Consider the following 22082-nt stretch of genomic DNA (forward strand, 5'->3'; position numbering starts at 1 on the left):
TCCCATATCCCGTTCCCTGTGCCCCGTTTTGTTCACTGATACGTCCAGCCGCGAAAGCGGCGGCCCGGCACGCGCGGGGGCAGCAACCCGTCCAGACCCGCCTCCGCGATCAGGGCGGACATCACGTCCCGCGCCTCCGCCATCACGGCCTCCTCGTCCCACCGGGTCGATCGGCCCTGCTCCAGCAGCGCCTCACCCGCGACAAAGACGCTATCGACATTCACCGTCGACCCGGCCCACACCACTGTGCCGATGTCCCGCCGCCTATCCGCGCCCGGCCCGGTGGTGGCGCGGGAGAGGTCCAGCATCACGCAGTCGGCGGCCTTGCCCACCGCCAGCGATCCGGTCCGATCGTCCAGGAACAGCGCCCGCGCCCCGCCCAGCGTGGCCATCTCCAGCATCGTCTCCGCCACCGCCCAATGCGCCGGGTCGGGCGGTGGCAGGCCCGCCGCCTTGTCCCGCTTCACCGCGATATTCTGCGCCAATATGGCCATCCGCATCGCCTCGAACGGGCTTTGGCAATCGCTGACCAGCGGCGCATCCGTGCCGATGCCGGGCATCATGCCCTGCGCCAGGAAATCATGGATATGCAGGCCGGTGCCGTCGAAGAAGCGCAACATCGGCACCAGCGCGACCCGTGCGTCCGCCTGCGCCAGCAACCCATATTCATGGGGCAGGATGGACACCGCCTTGCCGGCATAAAGGGGCTGGTCGAGCAGGCCGTGGCGCGCATAATAGTCCACCTGTCCCCCCTCGAACCCGCGCGCGCGCAACGCCGCCCCCCGGCTGTTGTCGGTCATGTCCACATCGACGCGCATGGCCATCGCCGCCGCGCCGTCGACGATGCGCCGCATGTCGCCCGCATCGTTCAGGAACTGGAAGTTCAGGAACCCGGTCGCCACCTCGATCCGGTCGGACGCAAAACGGGCGCGCAGCCGCTCCGCCTCCTGCAACCCCTTCTCCACCGTCTCCCGCCCGTCCGCCGCCATCCGGTCGGCGTTGACGATGCAGCGGCACAGGAAGCCGCGCAGGCCCGACGCCTCCACCGCCGCCCAGCTTCCGTCGGCGCTGTCTTTGCGGATGTTGGTGAAATGCTCGTCATGGGTCGCGGTATAGCCGGACCGCAGCAGGTCCAGCGTATGGGCGCGGGTCAGGATAAACGCCCGTTCCGCGTCCAGCCGGGCGGTCAGCGCCTGCAACTGGTGGAGCAGCGCCACGACCGCCGCCGGTATGTCCAGCACCGGCCAGCGGTCGTCATTATAACCGCGAAACGCATTCTGGACGAGGTGGTTATGGGCGTTGGCGATGCCGGGTATCACCATCCGCCCGCGCGCGTCGATGCTGCGCCGCCCCACAAAGCCGCAATCGCCCATGCGCGCCCCGTGCGTTGGCACCCTGTCCGTCTGCACTCCGTCGGCCCGCGCCCCGTCGCTAGGTGCCCCTTCGGCCTGTGCCCTGTCGGCCCGCGACCTATCGCCCCCTGCCTCGTCCGCCCATGCCTCGTTCGCCCGCGTCCCATCCGTCGGCGCTCCATCCGGCCGCGCCTCATCCGTCCATGCCCCGTCCGTCGGCGCACGGTCCATGCTACTCCCGCCCATGCTTCCGACACCGACGATCCGCCCGCCGTCGAACGCCAGCCAGCCGTCGGTGAACACGCGCCGGTCCCGGTCCATGGTCACGACATAGGCGTTGTGGATGAGCGTATCGACGCTGCGCGGTTCCGGCACGGCGGGAGGCTCAGCGCGCGGGGCTGAGAGTGGGAGCAGGGGCAGGGGCAGGGGCAGGGGCAGGGGCAGGGGTTGCCACCGGGCTTGGCGCGGGCGACGGTGCCGGTGCCGGTGCCGGTGCCGGTGCCGGTGCAGCCACAGCCGCAGGGGAGGATTGCAGGGGCGTCCTGGCCGCAATCGGGCGCGGCGGTGTCGCGCGGGCCATGCCGCCGAACACTTTCCACAGCCCCTTTTCCCGGACCCAGGTGTGCGTCACCTCGAACCGCTCGTCGGCGGGGGTGCCGTCCGACCGGCGGGTGCGGTGCGTGTCATAATAGATGACCGCCGTGTCGCCGTTCAGGGCAAAGCCGGTCAGGTGCATGGCCAGCGTCTCCTGATTCTTGCCCTTCAGCTCGCGGCCCGTCTTGTCGAGACCCGCATTGCCCTCCGGCTGCGCGCGCAGCGGCGGCCAGGCCAGATAGTCGGTGGCGGTGTTGGACAGATAGACGCTGATGTCGCCCCGCCCGCGCGCGGCATAGATCGCCCGTTCCTTGGCCCAGATTTCGGCCTGTGCGGCGCCCTTGGACTGCGGAGCGTGCGGGGGCTGGGCGGCGTGCGGGGTGAGCGCGGCGTGCGGGGCGTGTTGGACCTGCGCGTATGTCTCGCCCCTCGCGGCGTCTTTGGACCGCGCGATGGGCTCGCTCCGTGCGCGTGTCTTGCCCCCCGTAGCATCCTTGTCCTGCGCGGCGTGCTGGCCTTGCGCGCTGTTCTTACCCTGCCGGGCGTGCGCGCCTTCCGCGACATCCTTGCCCTGTGAGGATCGCTCGGCCTTTGCGATATCCTTGCCGTGCGGGTCACCCCTGCCCTTTGCAGCGTCCTTGACCGTCAGTGTGTCCTTGGCTTTAGGGTTGCCCGCACCCGCACCCGCACCCGCACCCGCACCCGCACCCGCACCCGCACCCGCACCCGCACCTGTGCCCGCACCGACGCCCGCGTCCATGCTCGTCGTGCCCGTGCCCGCGCCCGTGCCCGGTGCGACATCCTCGCCCTGCGCCGCCGATGCGATGCCCGGCGTCAGGACAAGGGCGCATGACAGCATGATGGGGGGCAGTTTCATGTGATTTCTCCCGTTTTTTGCCGGATTCGGGCCACAAAGGGGCGCAAGACAGGCTCTTGGGGGACGATAGGCGCATTGCGCGCGCGGCCACCTGTCTTGGCGTCCTCTAACCACAGGGTGGAGAAAGTGCGGCTGGCCCCTGTCCCCGCCCGCTTCGAAAACACAGGGTTCGGTTGGTAATGTTGAAAGAACCGACCATGCCAGACGCCTTCATCCTGACCACCGTCGACGTCCGCGATCCCGCCGCCTTCGCGGCCTATCGCACCGCCATTTCCGGCCTGAACGACCGGATCGGCGGCGAGATGCTGGTGCGCGGCCGCACGGTCGAAACGCTGGCCGGGGCGGTGGAAAATGCAGGCGGCGCGGGCGAAATCGTGATCCTGATCCGCTTCCCGAACGCCGACGCCGCCCGCGCCTATATCGCCTCGCCGGACTATCAGGCCGCGCAGCCCCTCCGCGACGCCGCGGGCCGTTTCCACATCAGGCTGGTCGCCTGACCCGCCCTGCACCCTGTCCGTCAGGCGGTTTCAGGCTTGCGCCCCCGTGTGATCCACGGATAGCCGTCCGCCCCGATGGCATAGGCCTCCACATCCACAAAACCGGCCTTTTCCAGCTCCTCGCCCCAGTCGGAAAGGCAGGAGGCAGTGAAGAACGGCTCCTCTCGATGGTCGGTATCCCAGTCGAGGATCACCGCATGGAACATGTCTACGGCGCGGAACGGCGGCGGGTCGCTCAGCACGATGTCGCCGCCCGGTTTCAGGATGCGGAACATCTCGCGGAACAATGCGGCATTCTCTCTGGGCGGCAATTCATGATGCAGAGCATAGGTCATCACTCCGTCGACGCTCGCGTCCGGCTCGCCCGTTTCGGTCGCCTCCCGCTGCTTCAGTGTCACGTCCAGCCCCTGCCGCTGCGCCAGCATATGGCCGTTGCGCAGCAGCAGCGGGGAGAGATCGCAGCCAGTCAGGCGCGCCTTCGGGTAAACGGTCGCCAACGCGCGAAACGTCGATACCCCGCCGCACCCCGGTTCATAGATATGGTCGTAGCTGTCCTTGGGAAACTGGCTGACCGCGTCGATGCGCTGCTGCGTGATGTCGGTGCCCGCGCTGACGGCGGCATAGCCGCCATGGCGGAACACATGCGGTCCGACTGCAAAGGCGAACAGCGGGCCATACAGGTCATAGCCGTCCCAGCCGCCCGGCTCCAGATGCCACTCCGTCCGCGCCTGATAGGCAGGCGGGGTGAGGTCGGGGTCGAGGTGCAGCCGGTCTGCTTCCATCGCAGGGCTGTCGGCGATGAAGGCGGCGAATGTCGCCCGCCGTTCCTCAATGGCCGGAATTCCCCGGTTGAAATTCTCCTCGGCAACATAGCGTTGGAGGAAGCGTTCCAGCCGGAAGACGGGATCGGCGTCGGCCACGACCTGGGCCCGCGTCACCCGCTCCCGGACTGCATCGCGATCCTGTGGGCCGGTTCGATGAGTTTCCGTCAACGCCGCGCCCTGTTCGTCACCTTCGAAACGGGCGCGTGCCGCCGGGCGCATCCGGCTGGAGGCGAATTTCTGGATGGCGCCCAGCATCTGCATGCCCGCCCGGCCATGCTGGGTCAGGCCCAGCGACGAGGCGGTGCCCGTGGGGGGCGCATTGGTGAAAAATGTCATCGAACCGGCTCCCGTTACGCTTCAATGACGGGAAAGCTACGGGACAATGGCATGCTGTTTCAAACTCGATATTGTCTTGGGTCGATGACCTAAACTCATATCTGTTATCGTCTGGCGGATAGGTTTCACGATGGAAATGCAACATCTCCACCACTTCATCGTAACTGCCCGGTTGGGTAGCGTGGGCAAGGCTGCGGAGGAACTGAACCTGACCCAGTCGGGCATCAGCCGTTCGATCCGTACGCTGGAGGACTATCTGGGCCTGCCCCTGTTCAAGCGGGAGGCGCGGGGCGTCGCCCTCACCGAATTCGGCCAGCAATTGCTGCCCCGCGCGCAGGGCATATGGAATGCGCGGGCGCGGACGCTGAACGAGATGATGTCGTACAAGTCGTTGAAGAGCGGCCATGTGGAGATCGGCATCCACAATGTCTTTGCCTATGCGCTGGCGACGGAGACGCTGGCGAATTTCGCGGCCGCCTATCCCAATGTGGATATGACGGTGGTGACGCGCTCGGACCCGGAATTGAGCCGCCGACTGGTCAAGGAGGAGCTGGATTTCGGCTTCACCCTGTTCGTGCCGGGGTTTCGCGATCCCCGGCTGGTCTATGAATCGCTGTTCGTCCTGCCGTGCGGCACCTATGCCAGCCCCAACCACCCGCTGGCGGGGGCGAGCGGGGTGAGCATCGATGTGCTGGCGGAGCAGGAGTGGGCACTGGCGGGCAGTACGGCGCTGCGGTCGACATTCACGACATTCTTCACCGACCGGGGTATATTGCCGCCTGCGCGGTTGGTGCAGTCCAGTTCCATCGCGTTGCTGGCTGAGTTGGTCAGCAAGAACCGGTTGTTGACGGTGCTGCCCCATGTGGTCGCGCAGGCGGCGCTGCTGTCGGGGAGGCTGGTGCCGGTCGATGCGCTGGAGACGCCCGCCAGCGATCCCGAAGGAGGACTGGTTTATCGGCCCGACATCATCCGCACCCCGGCGGTGACGATGTTGATGGGCCTGTTCCGGGAGTTGACCGACCGGATGCGGGATGTCCCGGGGATTTAGCCGCCGTCTCCCGGCTTTCGCGCGATCGTGACCCAAGGATAGCTGTCCGGTCCCAGTGGGCGGGCGGTCACATCGACGAAGCCGATGCGCTCCATCTCCGCGCCCCAATCCGATGCGCCCGCTTCCGAGAAAAACGGTTCGGCGCGATTGTCCGTGTCCCAGTCGAGCAGGACCGCATGAAAGGCATCGACCGCGCGAAAGGGGGGCGGGTCGCTAAGTATGATGTCGCCGCCGGGTTTGAGGATACGGAACATCTCTTTCAGCAGTGCGACATTGGCAGCATGGGGCAGTTCGTGATGCAGGGCGAAGGTGACGACGGCGTCGAAGGTGGCGTCCGCCTCTCCCGTATCGGTGGCCGCGTCCCTCTGGCGGAGGGTGACGGGAATGGAGAGCGTGCCCGTCAGTCGCCGGGCGGCGCGCAGCTGTTCGGCGGACAGGTCGCTGGCCACCAGTTCGGCTCCCGGAAAGCGGCGGTGGATGGCAATCAGTGTAGACCCGTTGCCGCAGCCCGGTTCATAGATGCGGGCATAGTCGCGCCGGGGCAACTGGGCGACCACGTCCAGACGATGCTGGCCGATGTTGGCGCCAACCGGGGCCGCTGCAAAGCCGCCCAGAGCAAAAATCGGTTTGACGACATGCACGCCATGCGGACCATAGAGGTCATAGCCGTCCCAGCCGCCCGGCCGCAGGTGCCAGTCGCAATCATGATAGTCCGGCAGGACAAGGTCGGGATCGAGTTCGATCCGGTCGTCGACAAAAGCATCCGGCTCCGCAGTGAACTGCGCGCGACGCGCTTCTACGGCGGGGATGCCGAATTCATAGATGGATTGCGCGACATACGCCTGCATGAACCGTTCGATCCGGTAGAGTGGCTGGCGTTCGGCGATGGCCCTCGACTGCTGCACCCATGCCATGATCCTGAGCCGGTCGGCCCCTTCCGGTGCGGTGAGTGTGGCCTGAGCTTCCGGTGTCCCCTCATAGGCGCGCCGTGCAGCGTTGCGGACATGACTGGATGCGAATTTCTGCATCGCGCCCAGCATCGCTACGCCTGCACGGCCATGTTGGTCCAGCCCGCTCGTCTGGCTGTTCCTCATGCGGTTCTGTCCATGCTGTCCGGGCGCTTCATGCCCGCCCGCGCCAGTATCTGGTCCACGCTGCGTTCCCGCGCGGCCAGCGGCGCGCCAATGACATTGCCGGCCATCCGGTCGCGCAACGTTTCGAGCTCCGCCTCGAAACCCGCGTCGGGAATATAGTCGTTTGCCTCGCCGGGGAGAAGCATGCCCTTATCCTCCAGCATGCGTTCCAGCACGGCCACCCGATCGCGCGTGATCCACAATTCGGTCAGCAGAGCCGTGACCATTCGACCCAGATCGTCGATATTATCCGGGCCGAGATAGGTATTGGACATGGGTATTCTTCCTGTCTTCTTGCTTTATGTCTTGCGTATCCCGGCCCGGCATCTGCCTCAGAAACGATAGGATGCGGTCACGCCCCATGTGCGACGCTCACCGGGATAAATGCGTGTGTAGGTGATGCCCGACAGCGGGGAGCCGTCTGCCACCGATCCCACCACGGTCGCGCGGGCATTATATTTGGCGTCGAACAGATTTTTGGCCCAGACCGACACGTCCATCCCGTCCAGCAACTGCACGCCCGCGCGCAGGTTGACCAGTTCGATAGCGCCCTGGCTCTGGAAATTCAGGCTGTCCGAATATTTGCTGGCCTGATAGCTATAGTCCGCCTGTACATAGGCATCGACGCCGGGTGCGAGGTCGCGCAATGTGTAGCCACCACTCACCGCCGCCTGAAAATCGGTGGTGCGGGCCAACTGGTTGCCGCCGACCGCATAGGAGCAGCCCTTCACGCTGATTTGCGTACCGGTGATGTCGCCACAGGGCGCGGCCACCTCGCCATCGCGCACGTCATTATTGTAGGTGGGTTTCAATTTGGTGCCGCTGACCCGTACGAACAGGTCGCGGGTGAAATTGTACGTGGCGTCCATCTCCACGCCATAGCTCTTTGCGCCGCCATTGTTCTGCACCACCGACAGGGTGGAGCTGGGGATTTGCACCTGCGTCTGGATGTCCTTCCAGTCGATGTAGAAAATGGTGGCGTTGAGTTGCAGGTTGCGGACCGGATTGGACTTCACGCCCAGCTCATAGGTCCAGTTCGTTTCCGGCCCATAGGTGAACTGTGCCAGGCCAAAGGCGTTGGAGTTGAACCCGCCCGTCTTGTAACCGCGCGCGACGGAGCCATAGATGAGCGCGCCGTCCAGCTTGTAGTTCAGCGTCAGGCGTGGCGTCACATAGCGATATTGCTGGCGGCCGACCGCCGCCACGGCCGATCCGCGCCCGCCGAAATGCTGGACCTCGTCATTGTAGCGCACTTCGAGCTGGGCATTGAAGCGGTCGGTCAGTTCATAGGCTGCGGAGCCATATACGGCCCATCCACTGGTCGCGAGGTTGCCGCCGCGCACGGAGAAGGCGATGGGCTGTGCCGTCGGCTGGTTCACCGGCGACCCGGACAGTTCCAGAACGTCGGATACGCTGCTGTCGAAATAATAGAAGCCGGATGTCCATTGCAGCGGGCCATTGCCGTTCGAGTCCAGCCGGACATCGACGGACGTCTCCGTGGACGAATCGCCGACGCTGTTGGTATATTGCTGGCGCGACCGCGTGCCCGCCGACACCTGCGTCACGGCCAGCGGGTCGGCGGTGGTGTCGATCAGCGAGGAGAAGCTGGCCTTGGTATGGCTGACCAGCGCGGTGATCGTCGCCGGGCCGAAATCATAGGCGGCCTGACCATAAAAGAGGTCGCTATAGCCGCGCAGGCCATAGCCGACGGTCGTGTCCATGTTGACGTTGGTATAGGTGGGCAGCTGGCCGCATAGGAACGTGTTGTAAGTCTGGCCGCCCCGCACCACCTGCGATCCGCAATTGTTGGAGGAGACAGGTGTGCCCACCAGCGGTCCCTGGTCATTCTGCTGGTCGGTGTGGGAGCCGAAGAGTTTCAACGTGAATTCCGGGCTGGGCGTGAACAGCAGCGAGCCGCCATAGGTGTAGCGATGGTCGTAGCCACCGATATTCTGGCCATCGCGCCGGTTGAGGATGGTGCCGTCGAACGAGGCGTAACCGCCAAAGGCGCGTACGGCGAGCATATCCCCGACCACCGGCACGTTCAGGCTGCCCGAAATCTTGCGGCGGCCATAATCGCCGATCTCGCCGATCAGCGCGCCGGACAAGGCCTTGGTCGAGGGTGCGCGCGTTACATAGTTGATCGCGCCCGCGAAGGTATTCCGGCCATAGAGCGCGCTTTGCGGACCCTTCACGACCTCGATCCGGGCGATGTCCATCAGGCCGAATTCGAGCCCAGAGCGGTTGTTGAGATAGACGCCGTCGACGAAGACGCCGACATTGCCCTGCGCGCCGACCTGATCGACCTGCGCGATGCCGCGGATGACGGGCGCCTGGAATGCGCCGTTCGAATCCTGGAAGGCGAGGCCGGGCGTTTGCGTGGCGAGGTCTGCGAGGCTGGCGGTGCCGGTGCGCTGGAGCGTCTCTTCGGAGAAGGCGCTGATAGACAGTGGCACCTGCTGGAGGCTTTCCTCGCGGCGGCGGGCGGTCACGATGATGTCGCCGCCTTCATCATTGGCCGCCGTTGCGCCTGTTAACTCCTGCGCCATGGCAGGGAGCGACAGGCCGGCATAGGCGATCGCCAGAGCGGAAATGGACGCGCGCAATTGAGTGTGCATGGTCTTCATCTGTTTTGCCCCCGATGATGTCCGGCCTTCCCGCCGGGATGTTCTGAAAAGACCTGTCGACTATTCGCATTGGGGAGACGGGGTGAAATGGTGGTGAGCGCGTATCACCGCCTGATGGATAAATGCGGGAGCGTGATGGCTCGGGGTTTCGTCACCGTCCTAATATGATGACATGAGGCAATCCGATCCGATCATCGCTCCCTGCGCGCCTGCGGCCCCACGATCCGCCATGCCGGGCAGCATCACCATGCTGTCCGTCGCGGGTGGCTTTGTCGCAGCGAATGGCCATTTCAGCCAGCCGCTGCTGCCCGTGATGGCGCATAGTTTTGGCGTGACACCGGCGATGATGGGGGCGCTGCCCGCGATCACCCAGTTCGGCCTTGCGGTCGGTCTGCTGACGGTCATTCCGCTCTATGACATGTTCGAGCGGCGGCGGGCGATCGTCGCGGTGTTGCTGTTGCTGGCGGCGGCGGGGATGGCGCACGCGCTGTCGTCGTCGCTAGGGATGTTATGGACATCGGCCTTCTTCGTGGGACTCGGCTGTTGTGCCGCGCAGTTGATGACGCCCTATGCCGCCCTGCTTGCGCTGCCGGGGCGAGAGGGGGAAGCTTCGTCGCGTGTCCTTTCCGGTGTGCTGGCGGGTGTACTGTTGTCCCGTATCGTCGCGGGCGTGGTGGAGCCGCTGGTCGGCTGGCGCAGCCTCTATGCTGCATCCGCCCTGTGCATCCTGATCGTTGCGGTTATTGTGGCGCGCCATGGGGTTGCGAGCCGCAATGAGCATGCGATCGGCTATCGTCCGCTTATGGCCTCCCTCCTCCACATGGCGGCGACCATGCCGCGTCTGCGGCGTCATGCGATCAATGGCGCCCTGACGTTCGGTGCGTTGATGGTGTTCTGGGGCACCTATGCCACTCATGTCCGTGTGGCCTATGGCTTTGGCCCGCTGGAAACCGGCCTGATTGGGGTTGTCGGTGTAGCGGGTGCGGTGGCTGCGACTTTTGCTGGGCGACTGGTCGATGGCGGCCGTTTCCGCCAGACGCAGATTGCCGCCGCACTCCTGATGATGGCGGGCTATGTCTTGATGGCGCTGCCGCATGGGGATGTCCTGCTCTTGTGCGCGGGCGTGCTGCTGATCGATCTGGCCGGCGGGTTGAGCCATGCCGCCAACCAGTCCTCCGCCATGCGCCTCGCGCCGGAAGCGCGGGGGCGGATCAACAGCATCTATATGGTGGCCTATTTCCTGGGCGGGTCGATCAGTGTGTCGGTGGGCAGCCTGCTCTATCTGCTGGCGGGATGGGCCGCCATCTGTCTTTATGGCGGGGCGCTGGCCCTTATTCTGTTCATGCTGGAATATGCCTCGCCGGTCGGGTCCAGCGATGACCGTGGATAAAGGGGGCTCTATCCGGGCGCTCAGCCGGGGAATCGCTGTACTGAAGGCGGTGAACCGCAACGGCACCATGACGATTACCGAGATTTGCGAGAGCTGTGACATCGCTTATGCCACGGCGTCGCGCATCGCGCAGACACTGGCGACTGAAGGGCTGATTGCGCGCGATCCCGGCGGCAAGCGGTTTCGCGCGACCGGCCTCGTCCGCACGCTAGCGCAGGGGTATCAAGGCAGTGGACGGCTGGTGCTGGCTGCGCGGCCCCATATCATTGCACTGACGCGGCGGATTGGCTGGCCAGTGTCGATCACCACGCGCATCGGCCCGGACATGGTGGTGCAGGACAGTTCGCACAGCCACACGACCATGGTCTTTTCCAGCCCCGATCCAGGCTACAGCCTGCCGATGCTCGAATGTGCGGCGGGTATTGCCTATCTGTGCAGCCTGCCGGAAGAGCAGTTTCAGGATATTGTCTCAGGCTTGCGCCTGATCGACATGCGCCATCTACGTCATGCGCTGGACCGGCTGGCGGAGGGGGATTTGCGCGCGCAGGTTCGTGCTCTGGGCTATGCGACGCGCAGCAACGTCCCTTTCACCCGCCATCCCGGGAAAACATCGGGCATCGCTTTGCCCCTGTTCGACCGGGGCCAGCCCGCAGGCGCGATCACGCTGATCTACTTTGCGTCGGCCCTGCGGATGGCGGAGGCCGTGAACCGCTTCTTGCCCGAACTCAAAGCCGCCGCCAGCGCCGTTGAGCATGATCTGGACCAACTGCCGACTCTGTGAGGCATCGGCGAGTAAGGGGCAGAAGCGATGTGGCCTGCCATTTAGCCCTCCTCCACCGCTGCTGCCAGCTTCTCTTCGCTCAGATCATAATAGGCGAGCGCGACGCAACTCAGCGCCAGCAGGATCATCGGGCATATAGACGCCAGAAAATAAATGGCGTCGATTGCGGAGTCCGGTTGCACTACCGACGTGCCGCCGGTCGCTTGCACATAGCCCGAAGCGCCAAGCAATATCCCTGTCAGCGCGGCGCCTAGCGCGTATGCCAGCTTCTCGATGATCGTATAGACCGCCGACAACATGCCTTCACGGCGCATGCCGGTGCGGCGATAGTCCCATTCCATCGTGTCGGGCAGCAGCGACTGGCCGAACAGCAGCACCGCGCCGCCCGTCACGCCCAGCCCGACCGCGCGCATCAGCGTGATGGCAATCGCTTCGCCCGGCTGGAGGAAGAACCAGCTCATATAGGCCAGCGCATAGAAGATGGTGGCGATCAGGTAGACGCGACGCTTACCCCAGTTGCGTCCGACCCGCACCCAGACCTGCTGCGAGAGCATCATGGAGATATAGAAGACCAGGAAATAGAGGCCCAGCGTCGCGTCGCTGAAATGCAGCACCTGCTTGAAGAGGAAGGGCATAGCAGCCTGCGTCACCGCCAGCGCCATGAGTTGCAGTAGCTTGATGATCAGCAGCAGCACGAACGGTTTGTTGTCGGCCAGCAGGCGCAGCTTTTGCACGAAGCCCAATCGTTCGTGGGAGTTGCCATAATGAAAGGGGGCGTCGCGCGTGGCGCGGAAGCAGAAGAGGCATCCGGCGACTGCCAGCGCCGCGACGAAGAGGGACATCAGCGTATGCCCGCTCTGCCCGCCGCCGCCACGCGCGATCAGCGTGGGGCCGACGAAGGTGGCGACAAGGCTGGCCGCGCCGACCGCATAGACGCGGAAGGATATCAGCCGCGATCGCTCATGATAGTCCGCCGTCATTTCAGCGGGCATCGCCATATAGGGGACGGAAAAGACCGCATAGGCGGTGGAATAGAAGAGCAGTCCGAACACGACATAGGCCAGCACCAGTGAAGGGCTGAGGCTGGTGGGCACGTTGAACAGTAACAGCGCCGCGGCGGCCAGCATCAATCCGCCCGCCAGCACGAAGGGGCGCCGCCGTCCGTGCCGCGAACGGCTCCGGTCGCTCGCCGCGCCGACGAAGGGGTCGATCACTGCGTCATAGAGCTTCGACAGCGCGATCAGCGATCCCGCAAGTGCCGCGCCTATACCAACATGATCAACCAAATAGCGTAGTAAAAGGACGTTGACCGAGTTGAACAGGGCGGCGACCGCCAATGTGCCTGCGCCCCAGCCGATGCAGGCCAGCAAGGGTAGTCGCACGCCCTTGCCGTCGACCGGCTGTTCCCCCGTGATGCTCGCCATGATCGTCACCCTTTTCCTTGCCGGCCTTTCCAACATACTGGGGCAAAGTGGGCGCAGCGCCATTTGGGACGATGATTTTATCCGACAGGCGGAGGAATCCGGAGGGGGATGTCCGGTCCTGTCACTGGCGAGGCTTTGAATGGCTCTCGTTGGCGATTATCTATAAATTCAACAGAAATATCGGCCATTTCGTAGCCGGAGTTATCGTCGATGCCGCAGATATTGGCCGAGAGTCTCTCAAACTATACCGTGTGGTCGGCAGGCCGGCGACGGTGCGGGCGAACCGTAGAGGCGCTGAGAGGCATGGTTTTTTTTGATCGAGGCGGGCAAACTCGTTGGCGTCATCGGACCCAATGGTGCGGCCAAGTCGGCGACGATGTCACTGGACTGCAAGGGCGGACCAGCGTGCGGCGTTACACATCGCCGGGAGCTGAGTGCGCCCCTTCCTCATGGCCCTGAGAGGCAAAAAAATTGACGGCCTGCCGCCGACGTCATGACGACGCCGACGACAGAGAATTGAAGCGTCAGTAGCGCGGCATCAATATTTCGCCCTGAATGTCAGGCCATAGCGGGCGGGCTGGTTATAGTTGACGGTCCGGCCAAGATAGGCCGTCACGCCTGCTCCGGAGGGCGCCGCCAAAAGGGCCTGCGAGATGATGTTCTTCTCGTTGGTCGCGTTGTTGGCGTAGAGGGAAATGTCGTACTTGCCATCGTCCAGACGCACGCCAGCCCGCAGGTTGAGGTTATGCTGGCCGGGAACCTGCGTATAGACCGACTGGGTCACGCCCGTGCTGTACGAACTGGTGAAGGAATATTGCGCATAGCTGTAGAATTCGGCGTGCGCCCCGATCCGGGCATCCCAGGACGGCGTGGCGGACAAGGCCCATTTGGGCGAGTAGGGCGTCGTCTGCCCCCGGGCGTCGATATTCGCGATGCCATTATAGCTCAATTCCGCCGGAGCGGGGAGCGAGGGCGCCCAGGTGTAGATCGCATCATTATAGTTGCCGTCGAAGGTCAGCCGCAGCCCATGGCCCAGGGCAGCGCCGATACTCCATTCAATGCCGCGCGCGCGGATATTGCCGACGTTGGTCGCGCCTCTTTGCGGGGTGCCGTTGGGCAGGGTGAAGGAGATCGAGGTCTGGAACCCCTTCAGCCGCTCCTGATAGGCCGCCAGATTGAGCGTCAGGCGACGATCGAACAGGGATGCCTTGATGCCCGCCTCGACATTTTCCGTCGTGGTCGGCGCGACCGGGGGCGCCGACGGATCGAGCGAGCGGTTGTTGAGGTCCAGCCCGCCCGCCTGGAAGCCCGTCGCATAGGTGACATAAGCCGTCAGGTTGGGCGTGATCTTGTAGGACAGGCTGGCCGTGCCGGAGACATTATGGTTCGATGTCGAAATGCCGATCAGATAGCCGCTGGTCGCGGGCGTGGTCGGATAGCCGGGCGTCGTATAGGCCACCCCCGGATTGCGCATGACGGCGTCGATCGCATTGTAGAAGGCGTTCAACTGGGCGTTGGTGATCCCGGTCGGCAGGGAGGTGGGGAGCAGGCTGGTGTCGACCGGGCTGCTGCCCTTCTTGCGATCATAGGTGTAGCGCAGGCCGCCGGTCAGGTCGATGGCATCGTCCACATGCCAGGTCGCCTGACCATAGACGGCCGCGTTCCGGTTCTCCACATGGGTGTCCTCGATGATCTGCGCGCCGGTGAGCTGCGATCTGAAGGACAGGGGAATGGGCGTGAATGTAGCGCCCGCCGCCGTATTATAGGCGTTGTACCAGGGGATGACGTCCGCGCCGAACTGATGGATCACATAATGATCGTCCAGTTCGGAATAATAGAGGAATGCGCCGACCTGCCATTCGATGGGGCCACGGGCTTTTGACGCCAGGCGGAATTCCTGGCTGAATTGGTTGCTGCGGCTGATCGCCATATTCTGATAGATGTCGAGGGGCGAGCTGTCGCTGTCCTGCGGCGGGTTGAACGACCAGCGCCGCCATGCGCTGATGGAGGTCAATGTCGCCCAGTCGAAATCATAGTCAGCCGTAATCGACACGCCCGCGTTGGTCGTACGCATCCGGTTGTAATTGTTGGTAATGTTGGATTTCGGATCGACGGTCGGAACCCAGCTTTGCACGCCGCCGAAATTGGCGAGCTGGCCCAGCGCGTTGAGGGCGTTCGTGACCCGCGTCTGCTGCGCTGCGGTCGTATTGATGCCCCAGTTTCCCGGTCCCCAAAGCTTCTGGATGCCGCCGCCGGAGCTGAAGCCGGACGAGCTGTCATTCTCGACGTTCAGGTCGCCGGCGATATTGATGCTCAGGTCACCGGCGTCGATCAGGAATTGCTGGCGGATACCCCAGCGCCATGTCCCGGCGGTCTTGTCTTCATCCGTGGCGGTGGGGGCGTAGATGCCCTTCTGCGTCGCCGCATCCTTGAAGCGGGAGCGGAACGGCGTGGAGACCCAGCCGTCGCCATGGGTTGCGTACACCGCCGTGCGAAAGGCGATCTTGTCGGTCAGCGGGCCGGTCAGGATCGCCTTGCCCTGAAGGAAATTATAGCGTCCGTAGGATGCTTCCACGGTCTGGCCGGGCGTGAAGCTCGGTTTGTTGAAAGTCACGTTCAGCGCGCCCGCCGCCGCGTTGCGGCCGAACAATGTGCCCTGCGGACCGCGCAGGACTTCAAAGCTCTTTACGTCGACCAGATCCTGCAAGACCTGTCCCGGCCGGGCCTGATAGACGCCGTCGAAATAGACGCCGATCGCATTGTCGAGGCCGTCGGCCGCGGTGGGCGCATAGCCGATGCCGCGGATCGTCACGGAGAAATTGCGCGGATTGCCGCCGGTGGAGTTCAGGCCGGGCGTCTGGTCGATCAGGCTTTGCAGATCGATGGTGCCCTTCTGCTCCAGCGTCGCACCACTGATCGCCTGCACCGAAATGGGAACGTCCTGGATATTTTCAGCGCGACGGCGCGCGGTCACGACAACTTCATAGCCGCTATCGGCGTCGCCTTCTGCCGCACCGTCCGCCGCCCATGCGAGCGAAGGGATCAGAAGAGTGGACGTGGTCGCGAGAAAAAGCGCGCGCACGTAAACGGAACGATTCATTCGGTAGGCCCCCATCGTACATTTGTAGTAATCCTACTAGACACATAGGATTATGGGGTCAATATGACTGGGGCGCTATTCATGGACTTGGAAAAGGGTGGGTTTAGCCATGGTTGGTGGATGGCCGCAAACGGGGAGAGATGTGCCATGGGCAGGAGTCGGTCGGGCAGTGGCGCGCCACACAAAGCTGCCGTTAAACCCGCAAGGTCGCGCGCCGGAGTGAAAGATGGGAAGCCGATGAGGAGGGGCGTTGGCAGGTTTGCCTGCTTCCGCGCATCGGGATGAAATCAGCGAGTGCGTCGTAGCTGAGCTATCGCCGGAGAGGCGTCGCTGGCCCTGTCCGAAGGGAACAGGGGCGTCGCATCCACCAGAGGGTGGGCGTTGATGGGTAACGCGCCGCAATGCGGACGGTATTTATGATCGCGCTGGTGGCGGTCTGTTCATGGCCTATAAGATTTAGGTGGCTGTGGCGCTCTTCACCCCTTTGGCGTGCCAGAGGCTGGCGGCCAGCCGGATTGCAACCGCACCGGAACAAATAGGAGGTGGTTCAGCCCTATCGGGCCGAACCATCCTTATGTTCCCTGTCGCTGGATGCGCCCCGTTTCGACGGGGCGCGAGCGTTTACCAGCGAACGCCTTCCTCTCTGGGCTTCCAGACATAGGGCTTTTCGTAGGAAGGATCGTCCTTGCTCCACAGCCCTTTGAGGAAGCCCTGGACATTCTTGGAGTGAATCCAGGTGCCGTCGGCATCTGCGGTCACTTCTATGGTGCAGCGGCGTGTCAGGATGCGCCACTCGCCGTTGCGCTTCTCCATCTGGTCGAGATAGCGGCCCATGGCGATGGTCGAGGATTTGCCGTCCAGCCAATAGAGGCCGCCGATCACATAGGATTCGCAAGACGCCGTATCGCCATTCAGATCGCAGATATGATTGGTGATGTTGTGGCTGGTCAGGTTGAAGTTCATGGCGTGGCCCTTGTTGGCCTTTGCGGGATAATCCGGGGCAAAGGTCACGCTGGGACCATGTTCGTCCACGCCTTCTTCCCACCAGCATCCGGCAATCTGCTCGACATCCTGCCGATCGCGCGCGCGGCTCTCACGCTGGATGCAATCCAGAATATCCTGCCGGTCCTTCAGATAGGCGACCGTGGCCTTCAGTTCGGCCAGTTCCTGCTCTGCGCTCATTTCGGTCCTCTTCCTTGCGTGGATACTGTCTTGGATGTGGATCAGACCCGCTGGCCCTTGACCTTGGCGGTGCCGAACATGCCCATCTTGCACTTGCCGGTGACGGTGTCGCCGTCGAAGGTCAGGTCATATTTCAGGGTGATGGGCATGGGCTTGGTCACTTTCATGCTCCATTTAACCTGATTGTCCTCGACCGTCCCCTCGAACTCCTGCGCGCCCTCGTTGCTTTCAAGGCGGCCGCGAACGATGCTGCCCTCTGTGGCGAAGGTGGCGGTCATGGGTTGCGGTCCCATGGGAGTGGCGAGCGTCAGGTTCCAAGCACCGTCGATGCCGCGCGCCGCCGTCTCCGCCAGTGCGGCATGGGTTCCGCCCGGTAGCAGGGTGGCCCCTGCGGGCACCTCCTCGACGGGGCCATCGGTTTTTGTGGCCGCCGCTGTATCGGCGTAGGGATTGACCCATTCGGGATGGAAGCGGCTCATCGGTTTCGGGGGAAGCGGAGTCCCGTCGATGACGGCCAGCAGCTTCGAGGGGGTCAGCGGCAGGTCCACCGCCACCTCGCCAAAGGGAGCAAGCGCGTCGGCAATGGCGTTGACCAATGTCGGCGGCCCGATGATGCAGCCGCCTTCCCCCACGCCGCGGAAGCCACCCTCCGCCTTTGACGGCGTATTGGCATGGACATATTCGAAGTCCGGGACGTCGAAGATGGTGGGCAGCATATAGTCCTTGAACGTTGCGGCGATGGGATTGCCGCGGGCGTCATAGCCAGCTTCCTCCAGCAGCACCGAACCGATGCCCTGCGCGAGGCCGCCCGCGATCTGTCCCTCGACCACGGCGGGGTTTATCATCACGCCGCAATCCTCGCTGGAAACCCAGCGCCTGATTTTCACGAAACCGGTTTCGGCATCCACCTCCACGATGGCGGCATGGGCCGCGCTGGTAAAGGTCATGGCGGGCGGGTCATAGCGGATTTGCGCTTCCAGACCTGTTTCCATCCCCGGTGGCAGGCGCGATGGCTCGCCATAGGCGATCTCCGCGATCTCGCGGAGCGACCGTGTCATCTCCGGCGCGCCTGCGACGCGGATCATGCCATCCTCGATGCTGATATTTTCCGGGTTGGCGTTGAGGAGGTGGGCCGCGACCGTCTTGATCTTGTCGGCGAGAAGGCGACCCGCCCGGATGGCCGCGCCGCCCCCGATCACGCCCTGTCGACTGCCGCCCGCACCGGGACCGAAGCCGCCGCGTGAACTGTCGCCGTCGAAGATGGTGACGTCCGCCAATGGTACGCCGAGCTGTTCGGCGATGCACTGCGCCATGGTCGTCTGGGTGCCATGCCCTTGGGAGTGGACGTTCATGATCGCGACCACCTTGCCGGTGGGATCGACGCGCACCTGCGCCAGTTCACCGGTCATGACCCCGATGCTGCCTGCCGCACCCGTCGGTTCGATGTAGGCGGCAAAGCCGATGCCGAGATAGCGCCCTTCTTTCCGCGCCTCGGCCTGTTCCCGGCGGAAGGCGGCGACGTCCACCGTCTCCAGCAGCTTTTCCAGACATTCGGCGGGCGTGATGTCTTCGCGCGGGATGCCGAGAGAGGTGACGGACGGCTGGTGCGCGGCGGTGCAGAGGTTGCGGCGGCGGATCTCGATGGGGTCGATGCCGATCTGCCGGGCGGCTGCGTCCATCAGGGTTTCGCGCACCAGCGTTTCGATCGCCCATGGGCCGCGATAGGCGGCCAGACCGGCGGTGTTGGTGTAGTAGCCCCGCGAGACAAAGCTGTAGGCCGGGATATTATAGGCCGACCACATGAACATATGGACCGCGATATTGGCGTCGGCGCCCATGGGATAGGCGCCGTTGTTCAGGCTGTAATCGGCGTGGCTCGCCAGCAGTTTCCCGTCCGCGTCAAAGGCGGCGCGCAATATGATCTCCTGCTCGCGCGCCTGATTGGAGGCGGTGAGATTCTCGATCCGGTCCTCGATCCACTTGAGCGGGCGCCTGAGCAGCATCGCACCCAGGATGGCGGATACCTCCTCCAGCCATGGATGGTTTTTGAGGCCGAAGGAGCCGCCGACATCCTTGGCGACGACACGGATATTCATCTTGGGATTGCCGAGCGCCACGGTCAGCCAGCGCGCGACCAGATGCGGCCCGGCGCAGGTGATGTGGACCAGCAGTTCCTCGTCCCCCTGCAGCGCCGCGACGACGCCGCGCGTTTCCATGGGGGATTGCGAGATGCGCTGGTGGTGGACGGTCTGGGTGACGAGATGCGCGCCGCTGGCCAGCAATGCCTCGAACTCGGCATCCTCCTCATCCTCGCCCATCATCGCGGCGACATTGTCGTCCGTGTCGGGATGGACGGCGGGGCCGTGCCGCGCGTCCTCGATGCTGACGACGGCATCTTCCTCGGCATAGTCCACCACGACGAGGCTGGCGGCATCCTCCGCCAGATAGCGGTCGTCCGCGACCACCATGACGACCGGATGGCCGACATAGGCCACTCGTCCATCCGCCAGCGGGGTCATGGCGACCTCGACCGGTCCGATGAAAAAGCTGAGCATCGTGACGTTGAAACGGGCGAGGTCGTCCTGCGTCACTATGGCGTGGACGCCGGGCTGGTCGCGGGCGATGCTGGTGTCGATGGACAGGATACGGCCGCGCGCGATGGGGCTGCGCACAAAGGCGACGTGCAGCATCCCGGGCATCACCACATCGTCGACATATGTGCCCTTGCCGGTCAGCAGGCGCGCGTCTTCCTTGCGGGGCACGCGCTGGCCGATGAAGCGGTTGGCGCCGATACCGCCAGAGCGATCCGGGGCGTTCATGCCCCTTGCTCCGCATGGGCTGCGCCCTGAGCGGCGGAGGTGTCCGTACCGGCGATCTGGCGGATGGCGCGGCGGATGCCCTGATAGCCGGTGCAGCGGCAGATATGGCCGGACATAGCGGCGGTCAGCTTTTCCTCACCGGGCTGCGCGCCGTCGGCGGTCAATGCCGCGAGCGTGCACACGATGCCCGGTGTGCAGAAGCCGCATTGCAGGCCATGGCAGTCCTTCAGCGCCTGTTGCACCGGATGGAGCGTCCCGTCCGGGTCCGCCAGCCCCTCAACCGTGGTGACGGTGCAGCCATCGGCCTGCACGGCCAGCATCAGGCAGGAGCGTACCGCGCGCCCGTCCACCATCACGGTGCACGCGCCGCACACGCCATGTTCGCAGCCGATATGGACGCCGGTATAGCCCGCCTGTCCGCGCAGCCAGTCGCCCAGCGTGTGGCGACCCTCCACCGTGCCGCGATGGTGGCGACCGTTGACGGTCAGCTCGATCTTGTGCTCGCTCATGCGGCCTGCCTCATGTTCAGGGCTTCCTGGAGGACGCGCACGAAGATGCGGCGTCCGACCGTGCGCCGATAGTCGGCGGTGGCGTGATGATCGCCAAAGGGCGCGGTGTCCGCGATGGCGAGGTCCGCGGTGGCGGCGGCGTCGAGAGTGTCGATGCTCTGGCCAATCAGCGCGACCTCCGCCGATTTCGCCTTCATGGGTGTTGGCCCCATGCCGAACCAGCAGATACCGGCGCGCGCGATGACGCCCTTCTCCACCGTCAGTGCGCCGACGAGGCCGACCAGCGCGAAGTCGCCGGGTCGCATCGCGACCTCGCGGAACAGGGTGATCGTGTCGTCGGGCCATGCCGGATAATGGATGGCGGTCAGCAGTTCGTCAGGCTCTATCGCGGTGGCATAGGGGCCGAAATAGAGTTCGTCGGCCGGGATGAAACGGGTCTGGCTGGCGGACCGGACTTCCACCTTTGCGCCGAGGGCGACGGCGGTGGCGGGCATTTCGGCCGCGGGTTCGCCCAGCGCGATGGAGCCGCCGATCGTGCCGCGGTTGCGGGTCTGGTGGTGGCCGACATGGGACAGCGCACGGATCAGCGTGGGCAGGTCGCGGTTCAGGATGGGATCGACCAGCGCTTCATTCTGGCGCGTGATCGGGCCGACGCGGGTGCCGCCGTCGACTGACGTGACTCCCTGCAATTCGGGGATATGGTTGATGTCGACAAGGATGAAGGGCTGGCTCATGCGCAGGGCCAGCAGCGGCATCAGCGTCTGGCCACCCGCCAGCACCTGCGCGCCGCCGCCTGCTTCTGCGAGGATGGTGCAGGCTTCCTCTATGCTCGACGGGCGCACATAGTCATAGGGCGCGGCCTTCATGTCCGGCTGCCCTTGCCTGCCGCATAGCCTACGCTGGCCGCAACGACGAGCAACGCCGCGACAGCGACCACCCACCAGTCCGCCGCCGGGCTGCGCCCCATCAGGAAGCCTGCCACGATCGCCAGTATGAGCGATACTGTCCACGCCCATGGGTAGGAGGGCGCGGCGACTGGCCCGGCAATGAGGGGGGCAGGGATGAGGGAGGGGGCGGTTGCACCGACGGCGGGTGCGTCGGTCGATGGGGAGATGGCGGGAGCGATTGCTGCGGGTGCGGCTCCGCTCACCACGGCGTTGAACGTCTTGAAGAATTTACCCGCGAGTTGCTTGGCGGTCGCGTCGATGATTGGTCCACCAAGCTGGGCAAGGCGTCCGCCGACCTCCGCATTAACCTCATAGGACAGGAGCGTCCCCGCGCCGTCATCCGACAGGCGGACCTTTGCACCACCCTTGGCATGACCGACCGTGCCGCCCTGACCCTCGCCGGTGATGGTATAGCCATTGGGTGCGTCGATGTCCGACAGGGTTACAGCCCCGTTGAAGCGGGCGCCGATCGGGCCGATCTTGATCTCGACGGTGGCCCGCAGCTTGTCATCCGCTTCCTTGTCGAGCGACTGGCAGCCTGGGATGCACTGGCGCAGTACATCGGGATCATTGAGCGCGGCCCACACCTTGGCGCGGGGGGCTGCAATTCGTTCCTCTCCGGTCATTCTCATGGGATGTACA

Annotated in this window: 17 protein-coding genes; 4 read left to right on the plus strand and 13 right to left on the minus strand. The window is 64.5% G+C overall.

Annotation, left to right across the window (positions count from 1 at the left end):
* Positions 1-32: 32 nt before the first annotated feature.
* Positions 33-1727, minus strand: coding sequence for an amidohydrolase family protein (locus LWE61_RS06710; RefSeq protein WP_234149268.1), 1695 nt, complete (start codon positions 1725-1727; stop codon positions 33-35).
* 10 nt (positions 1728-1737) lie between these two features.
* Positions 1738-2823, minus strand: coding sequence for a nuclear transport factor 2 family protein (locus tag LWE61_RS06715; protein ID WP_234149269.1), 1086 nt, complete (start codon positions 2821-2823; stop codon positions 1738-1740).
* Between the two features lie 197 nt (positions 2824-3020).
* Between LWE61_RS06715 and LWE61_RS06720 the strand changes: the two genes are divergently transcribed.
* Positions 3021-3320: a DUF1330 domain-containing protein gene (locus LWE61_RS06720; RefSeq protein WP_234149270.1), complete on the plus strand. Its 300-nt coding sequence runs from the start codon at positions 3021-3023 to the stop codon at positions 3318-3320.
* A 20-nt stretch (positions 3321-3340) separates the two neighbouring features.
* Here LWE61_RS06720 and LWE61_RS06725 read toward each other — a convergent pair whose 3' ends face one another.
* On the minus strand, positions 3341-4480 hold the full coding sequence (locus LWE61_RS06725; protein ID WP_234149271.1) for a class I SAM-dependent methyltransferase: 1140 nt from the start codon (positions 4478-4480) through the stop codon (positions 3341-3343).
* Between the two features lie 130 nt (positions 4481-4610).
* Between LWE61_RS06725 and LWE61_RS06730 the strand changes: the two genes are divergently transcribed.
* Complete coding sequence (locus LWE61_RS06730) at positions 4611-5528, plus strand: LysR family transcriptional regulator (RefSeq protein ID WP_234149272.1); 918 nt, start codon at positions 4611-4613, stop codon at positions 5526-5528.
* Here the strand turns inward: LWE61_RS06730 and LWE61_RS06735 are convergent.
* The 3 genes from LWE61_RS06735 to LWE61_RS06745 are packed head-to-tail and all read right to left on the minus strand — an operon-like array spanning position 5525 to position 9288.
* The gene (locus LWE61_RS06735) at positions 5525-6622 is read right to left on the minus strand and encodes a class I SAM-dependent methyltransferase (protein ID WP_234149273.1); all 1098 of its coding nucleotides are present in this window, start codon (positions 6620-6622) and stop codon (positions 5525-5527) included. The genes LWE61_RS06730 and LWE61_RS06735 overlap by 4 nt on opposite strands.
* On the minus strand, positions 6619-6936 hold the full coding sequence (locus tag LWE61_RS06740) for a hypothetical protein (protein WP_234149274.1): 318 nt from the start codon (positions 6934-6936) through the stop codon (positions 6619-6621). Before LWE61_RS06740 ends, LWE61_RS06735 begins: the two co-directional genes overlap by 4 nt.
* 57 nt (positions 6937-6993) lie before the next feature.
* Positions 6994-9288, minus strand: a complete 2295-nt coding sequence (locus LWE61_RS06745; protein ID WP_234149275.1) for a TonB-dependent receptor — start codon at positions 9286-9288, stop codon at positions 6994-6996.
* A 172-nt stretch (positions 9289-9460) separates the two neighbouring features.
* On the opposite strand from LWE61_RS06745, the gene LWE61_RS06750 reads away from it, so the two are divergent.
* On the plus strand, positions 9461-10678 hold the full coding sequence (locus LWE61_RS06750) for an MFS transporter (protein ID WP_234149276.1): 1218 nt from the start codon (positions 9461-9463) through the stop codon (positions 10676-10678).
* Positions 10671-11459 (plus strand): helix-turn-helix domain-containing protein, encoded by a 789-nt coding sequence (locus tag LWE61_RS06755; RefSeq protein ID WP_234149277.1) that lies wholly within the window; start codon positions 10671-10673, stop codon positions 11457-11459. Before LWE61_RS06750 ends, LWE61_RS06755 begins: the two co-directional genes overlap by 8 nt.
* Before the next feature lie 41 nt (positions 11460-11500).
* Here LWE61_RS06755 and LWE61_RS06760 read toward each other — a convergent pair whose 3' ends face one another.
* The 7 genes from LWE61_RS06760 to LWE61_RS06790 form a co-directional block, all read right to left on the minus strand.
* A complete protein-coding gene (locus LWE61_RS06760) occupies positions 11501-12883 on the minus strand; it encodes an MFS transporter (protein ID WP_234149278.1) in 1383 nt (460 codons plus the stop codon).
* Positions 12884-13421: 538 nt separating this feature from the next.
* Positions 13422-15965, minus strand: a complete 2544-nt coding sequence (locus LWE61_RS06765; RefSeq protein ID WP_234149279.1) for a TonB-dependent receptor — start codon at positions 15963-15965, stop codon at positions 13422-13424.
* Positions 15966-16604: 639 nt separating this feature from the next.
* Positions 16605-17165, minus strand: coding sequence for a nuclear transport factor 2 family protein (locus tag LWE61_RS06770; protein WP_234149280.1), 561 nt, complete (start codon positions 17163-17165; stop codon positions 16605-16607).
* 41 nt (positions 17166-17206) lie between these two features.
* Positions 17207-19984 (minus strand): xanthine dehydrogenase family protein molybdopterin-binding subunit, encoded by a 2778-nt coding sequence (locus LWE61_RS06775; RefSeq protein ID WP_234149281.1) that lies wholly within the window; start codon positions 19982-19984, stop codon positions 17207-17209.
* Positions 19981-20493, minus strand: a complete 513-nt coding sequence (locus LWE61_RS06780; protein ID WP_234149282.1) for a (2Fe-2S)-binding protein — start codon at positions 20491-20493, stop codon at positions 19981-19983. Before LWE61_RS06780 ends, LWE61_RS06775 begins: the two co-directional genes overlap by 4 nt.
* Positions 20490-21359, minus strand: a complete 870-nt coding sequence (locus tag LWE61_RS06785; RefSeq protein ID WP_234149283.1) for an FAD binding domain-containing protein — start codon at positions 21357-21359, stop codon at positions 20490-20492. Before LWE61_RS06785 ends, LWE61_RS06780 begins: the two co-directional genes overlap by 4 nt.
* Entirely contained in the window at positions 21356-22072 is a 717-nt protein-coding gene (locus LWE61_RS06790; RefSeq protein ID WP_234149284.1) for a CoxG family protein, read from the minus strand. The genes LWE61_RS06785 and LWE61_RS06790 overlap by 4 nt, the downstream gene beginning before the upstream one ends.
* Positions 22073-22082 lie beyond the last annotated feature (10 nt).

Origin of the sequence: Sphingobium sufflavum (genome assembly GCF_021403115.1) — a bacterium.
In the GTDB taxonomy this organism is placed as follows: Bacteria; Pseudomonadota; Alphaproteobacteria; order Sphingomonadales; family Sphingomonadaceae; genus Sphingobium; species Sphingobium sufflavum.

Bases quoted from the DNA above. Each gene is read 5' to 3' on its own strand.
- LWE61_RS06760 (WP_234149278.1), bottom strand. From the start codon at position 12,883: ATGGCGAGCATCACGGGGGAACAGCCGGTCGACGGCAAGGGCGTGCGA.
- LWE61_RS06730 (WP_234149272.1), top strand. From the start codon at position 4,611: ATGGAAATGCAACATCTCCACCACTTCATCGTAACTGCCCGGTTGGGT.
- LWE61_RS06785 (WP_234149283.1), bottom strand. From the start codon at position 21,359: ATGAAGGCCGCGCCCTATGACTATGTGCGCCCGTCGAGCATAGAGGAA.
- LWE61_RS06775 (WP_234149281.1), bottom strand. From the start codon at position 19,984: ATGAACGCCCCGGATCGCTCTGGCGGTATCGGCGCCAACCGCTTCATC.
- LWE61_RS06745 (WP_234149275.1), bottom strand. From the start codon at position 9,288: ATGAAGACCATGCACACTCAATTGCGCGCGTCCATTTCCGCTCTGGCG.
- LWE61_RS06725 (WP_234149271.1), bottom strand. From the start codon at position 4,480: ATGACATTTTTCACCAATGCGCCCCCCACGGGCACCGCCTCGTCGCTG.
- LWE61_RS06740 (WP_234149274.1), bottom strand. From the start codon at position 6,936: ATGTCCAATACCTATCTCGGCCCGGATAATATCGACGATCTGGGTCGA.
- LWE61_RS06770 (WP_234149280.1), bottom strand. From the start codon at position 17,165: ATGAGCGCAGAGCAGGAACTGGCCGAACTGAAGGCCACGGTCGCCTAT.
- LWE61_RS06780 (WP_234149282.1), bottom strand. From the start codon at position 20,493: ATGAGCGAGCACAAGATCGAGCTGACCGTCAACGGTCGCCACCATCGC.
- LWE61_RS06750 (WP_234149276.1), top strand. From the start codon at position 9,461: ATGAGGCAATCCGATCCGATCATCGCTCCCTGCGCGCCTGCGGCCCCA.
- LWE61_RS06720 (WP_234149270.1), top strand. From the start codon at position 3,021: ATGCCAGACGCCTTCATCCTGACCACCGTCGACGTCCGCGATCCCGCC.
- LWE61_RS06735 (WP_234149273.1), bottom strand. From the start codon at position 6,622: ATGAGGAACAGCCAGACGAGCGGGCTGGACCAACATGGCCGTGCAGGC.
- LWE61_RS06715 (WP_234149269.1), bottom strand. From the start codon at position 2,823: ATGAAACTGCCCCCCATCATGCTGTCATGCGCCCTTGTCCTGACGCCG.
- LWE61_RS06790 (WP_234149284.1), bottom strand. From the start codon at position 22,072: ATGAGAATGACCGGAGAGGAACGAATTGCAGCCCCCCGCGCCAAGGTG.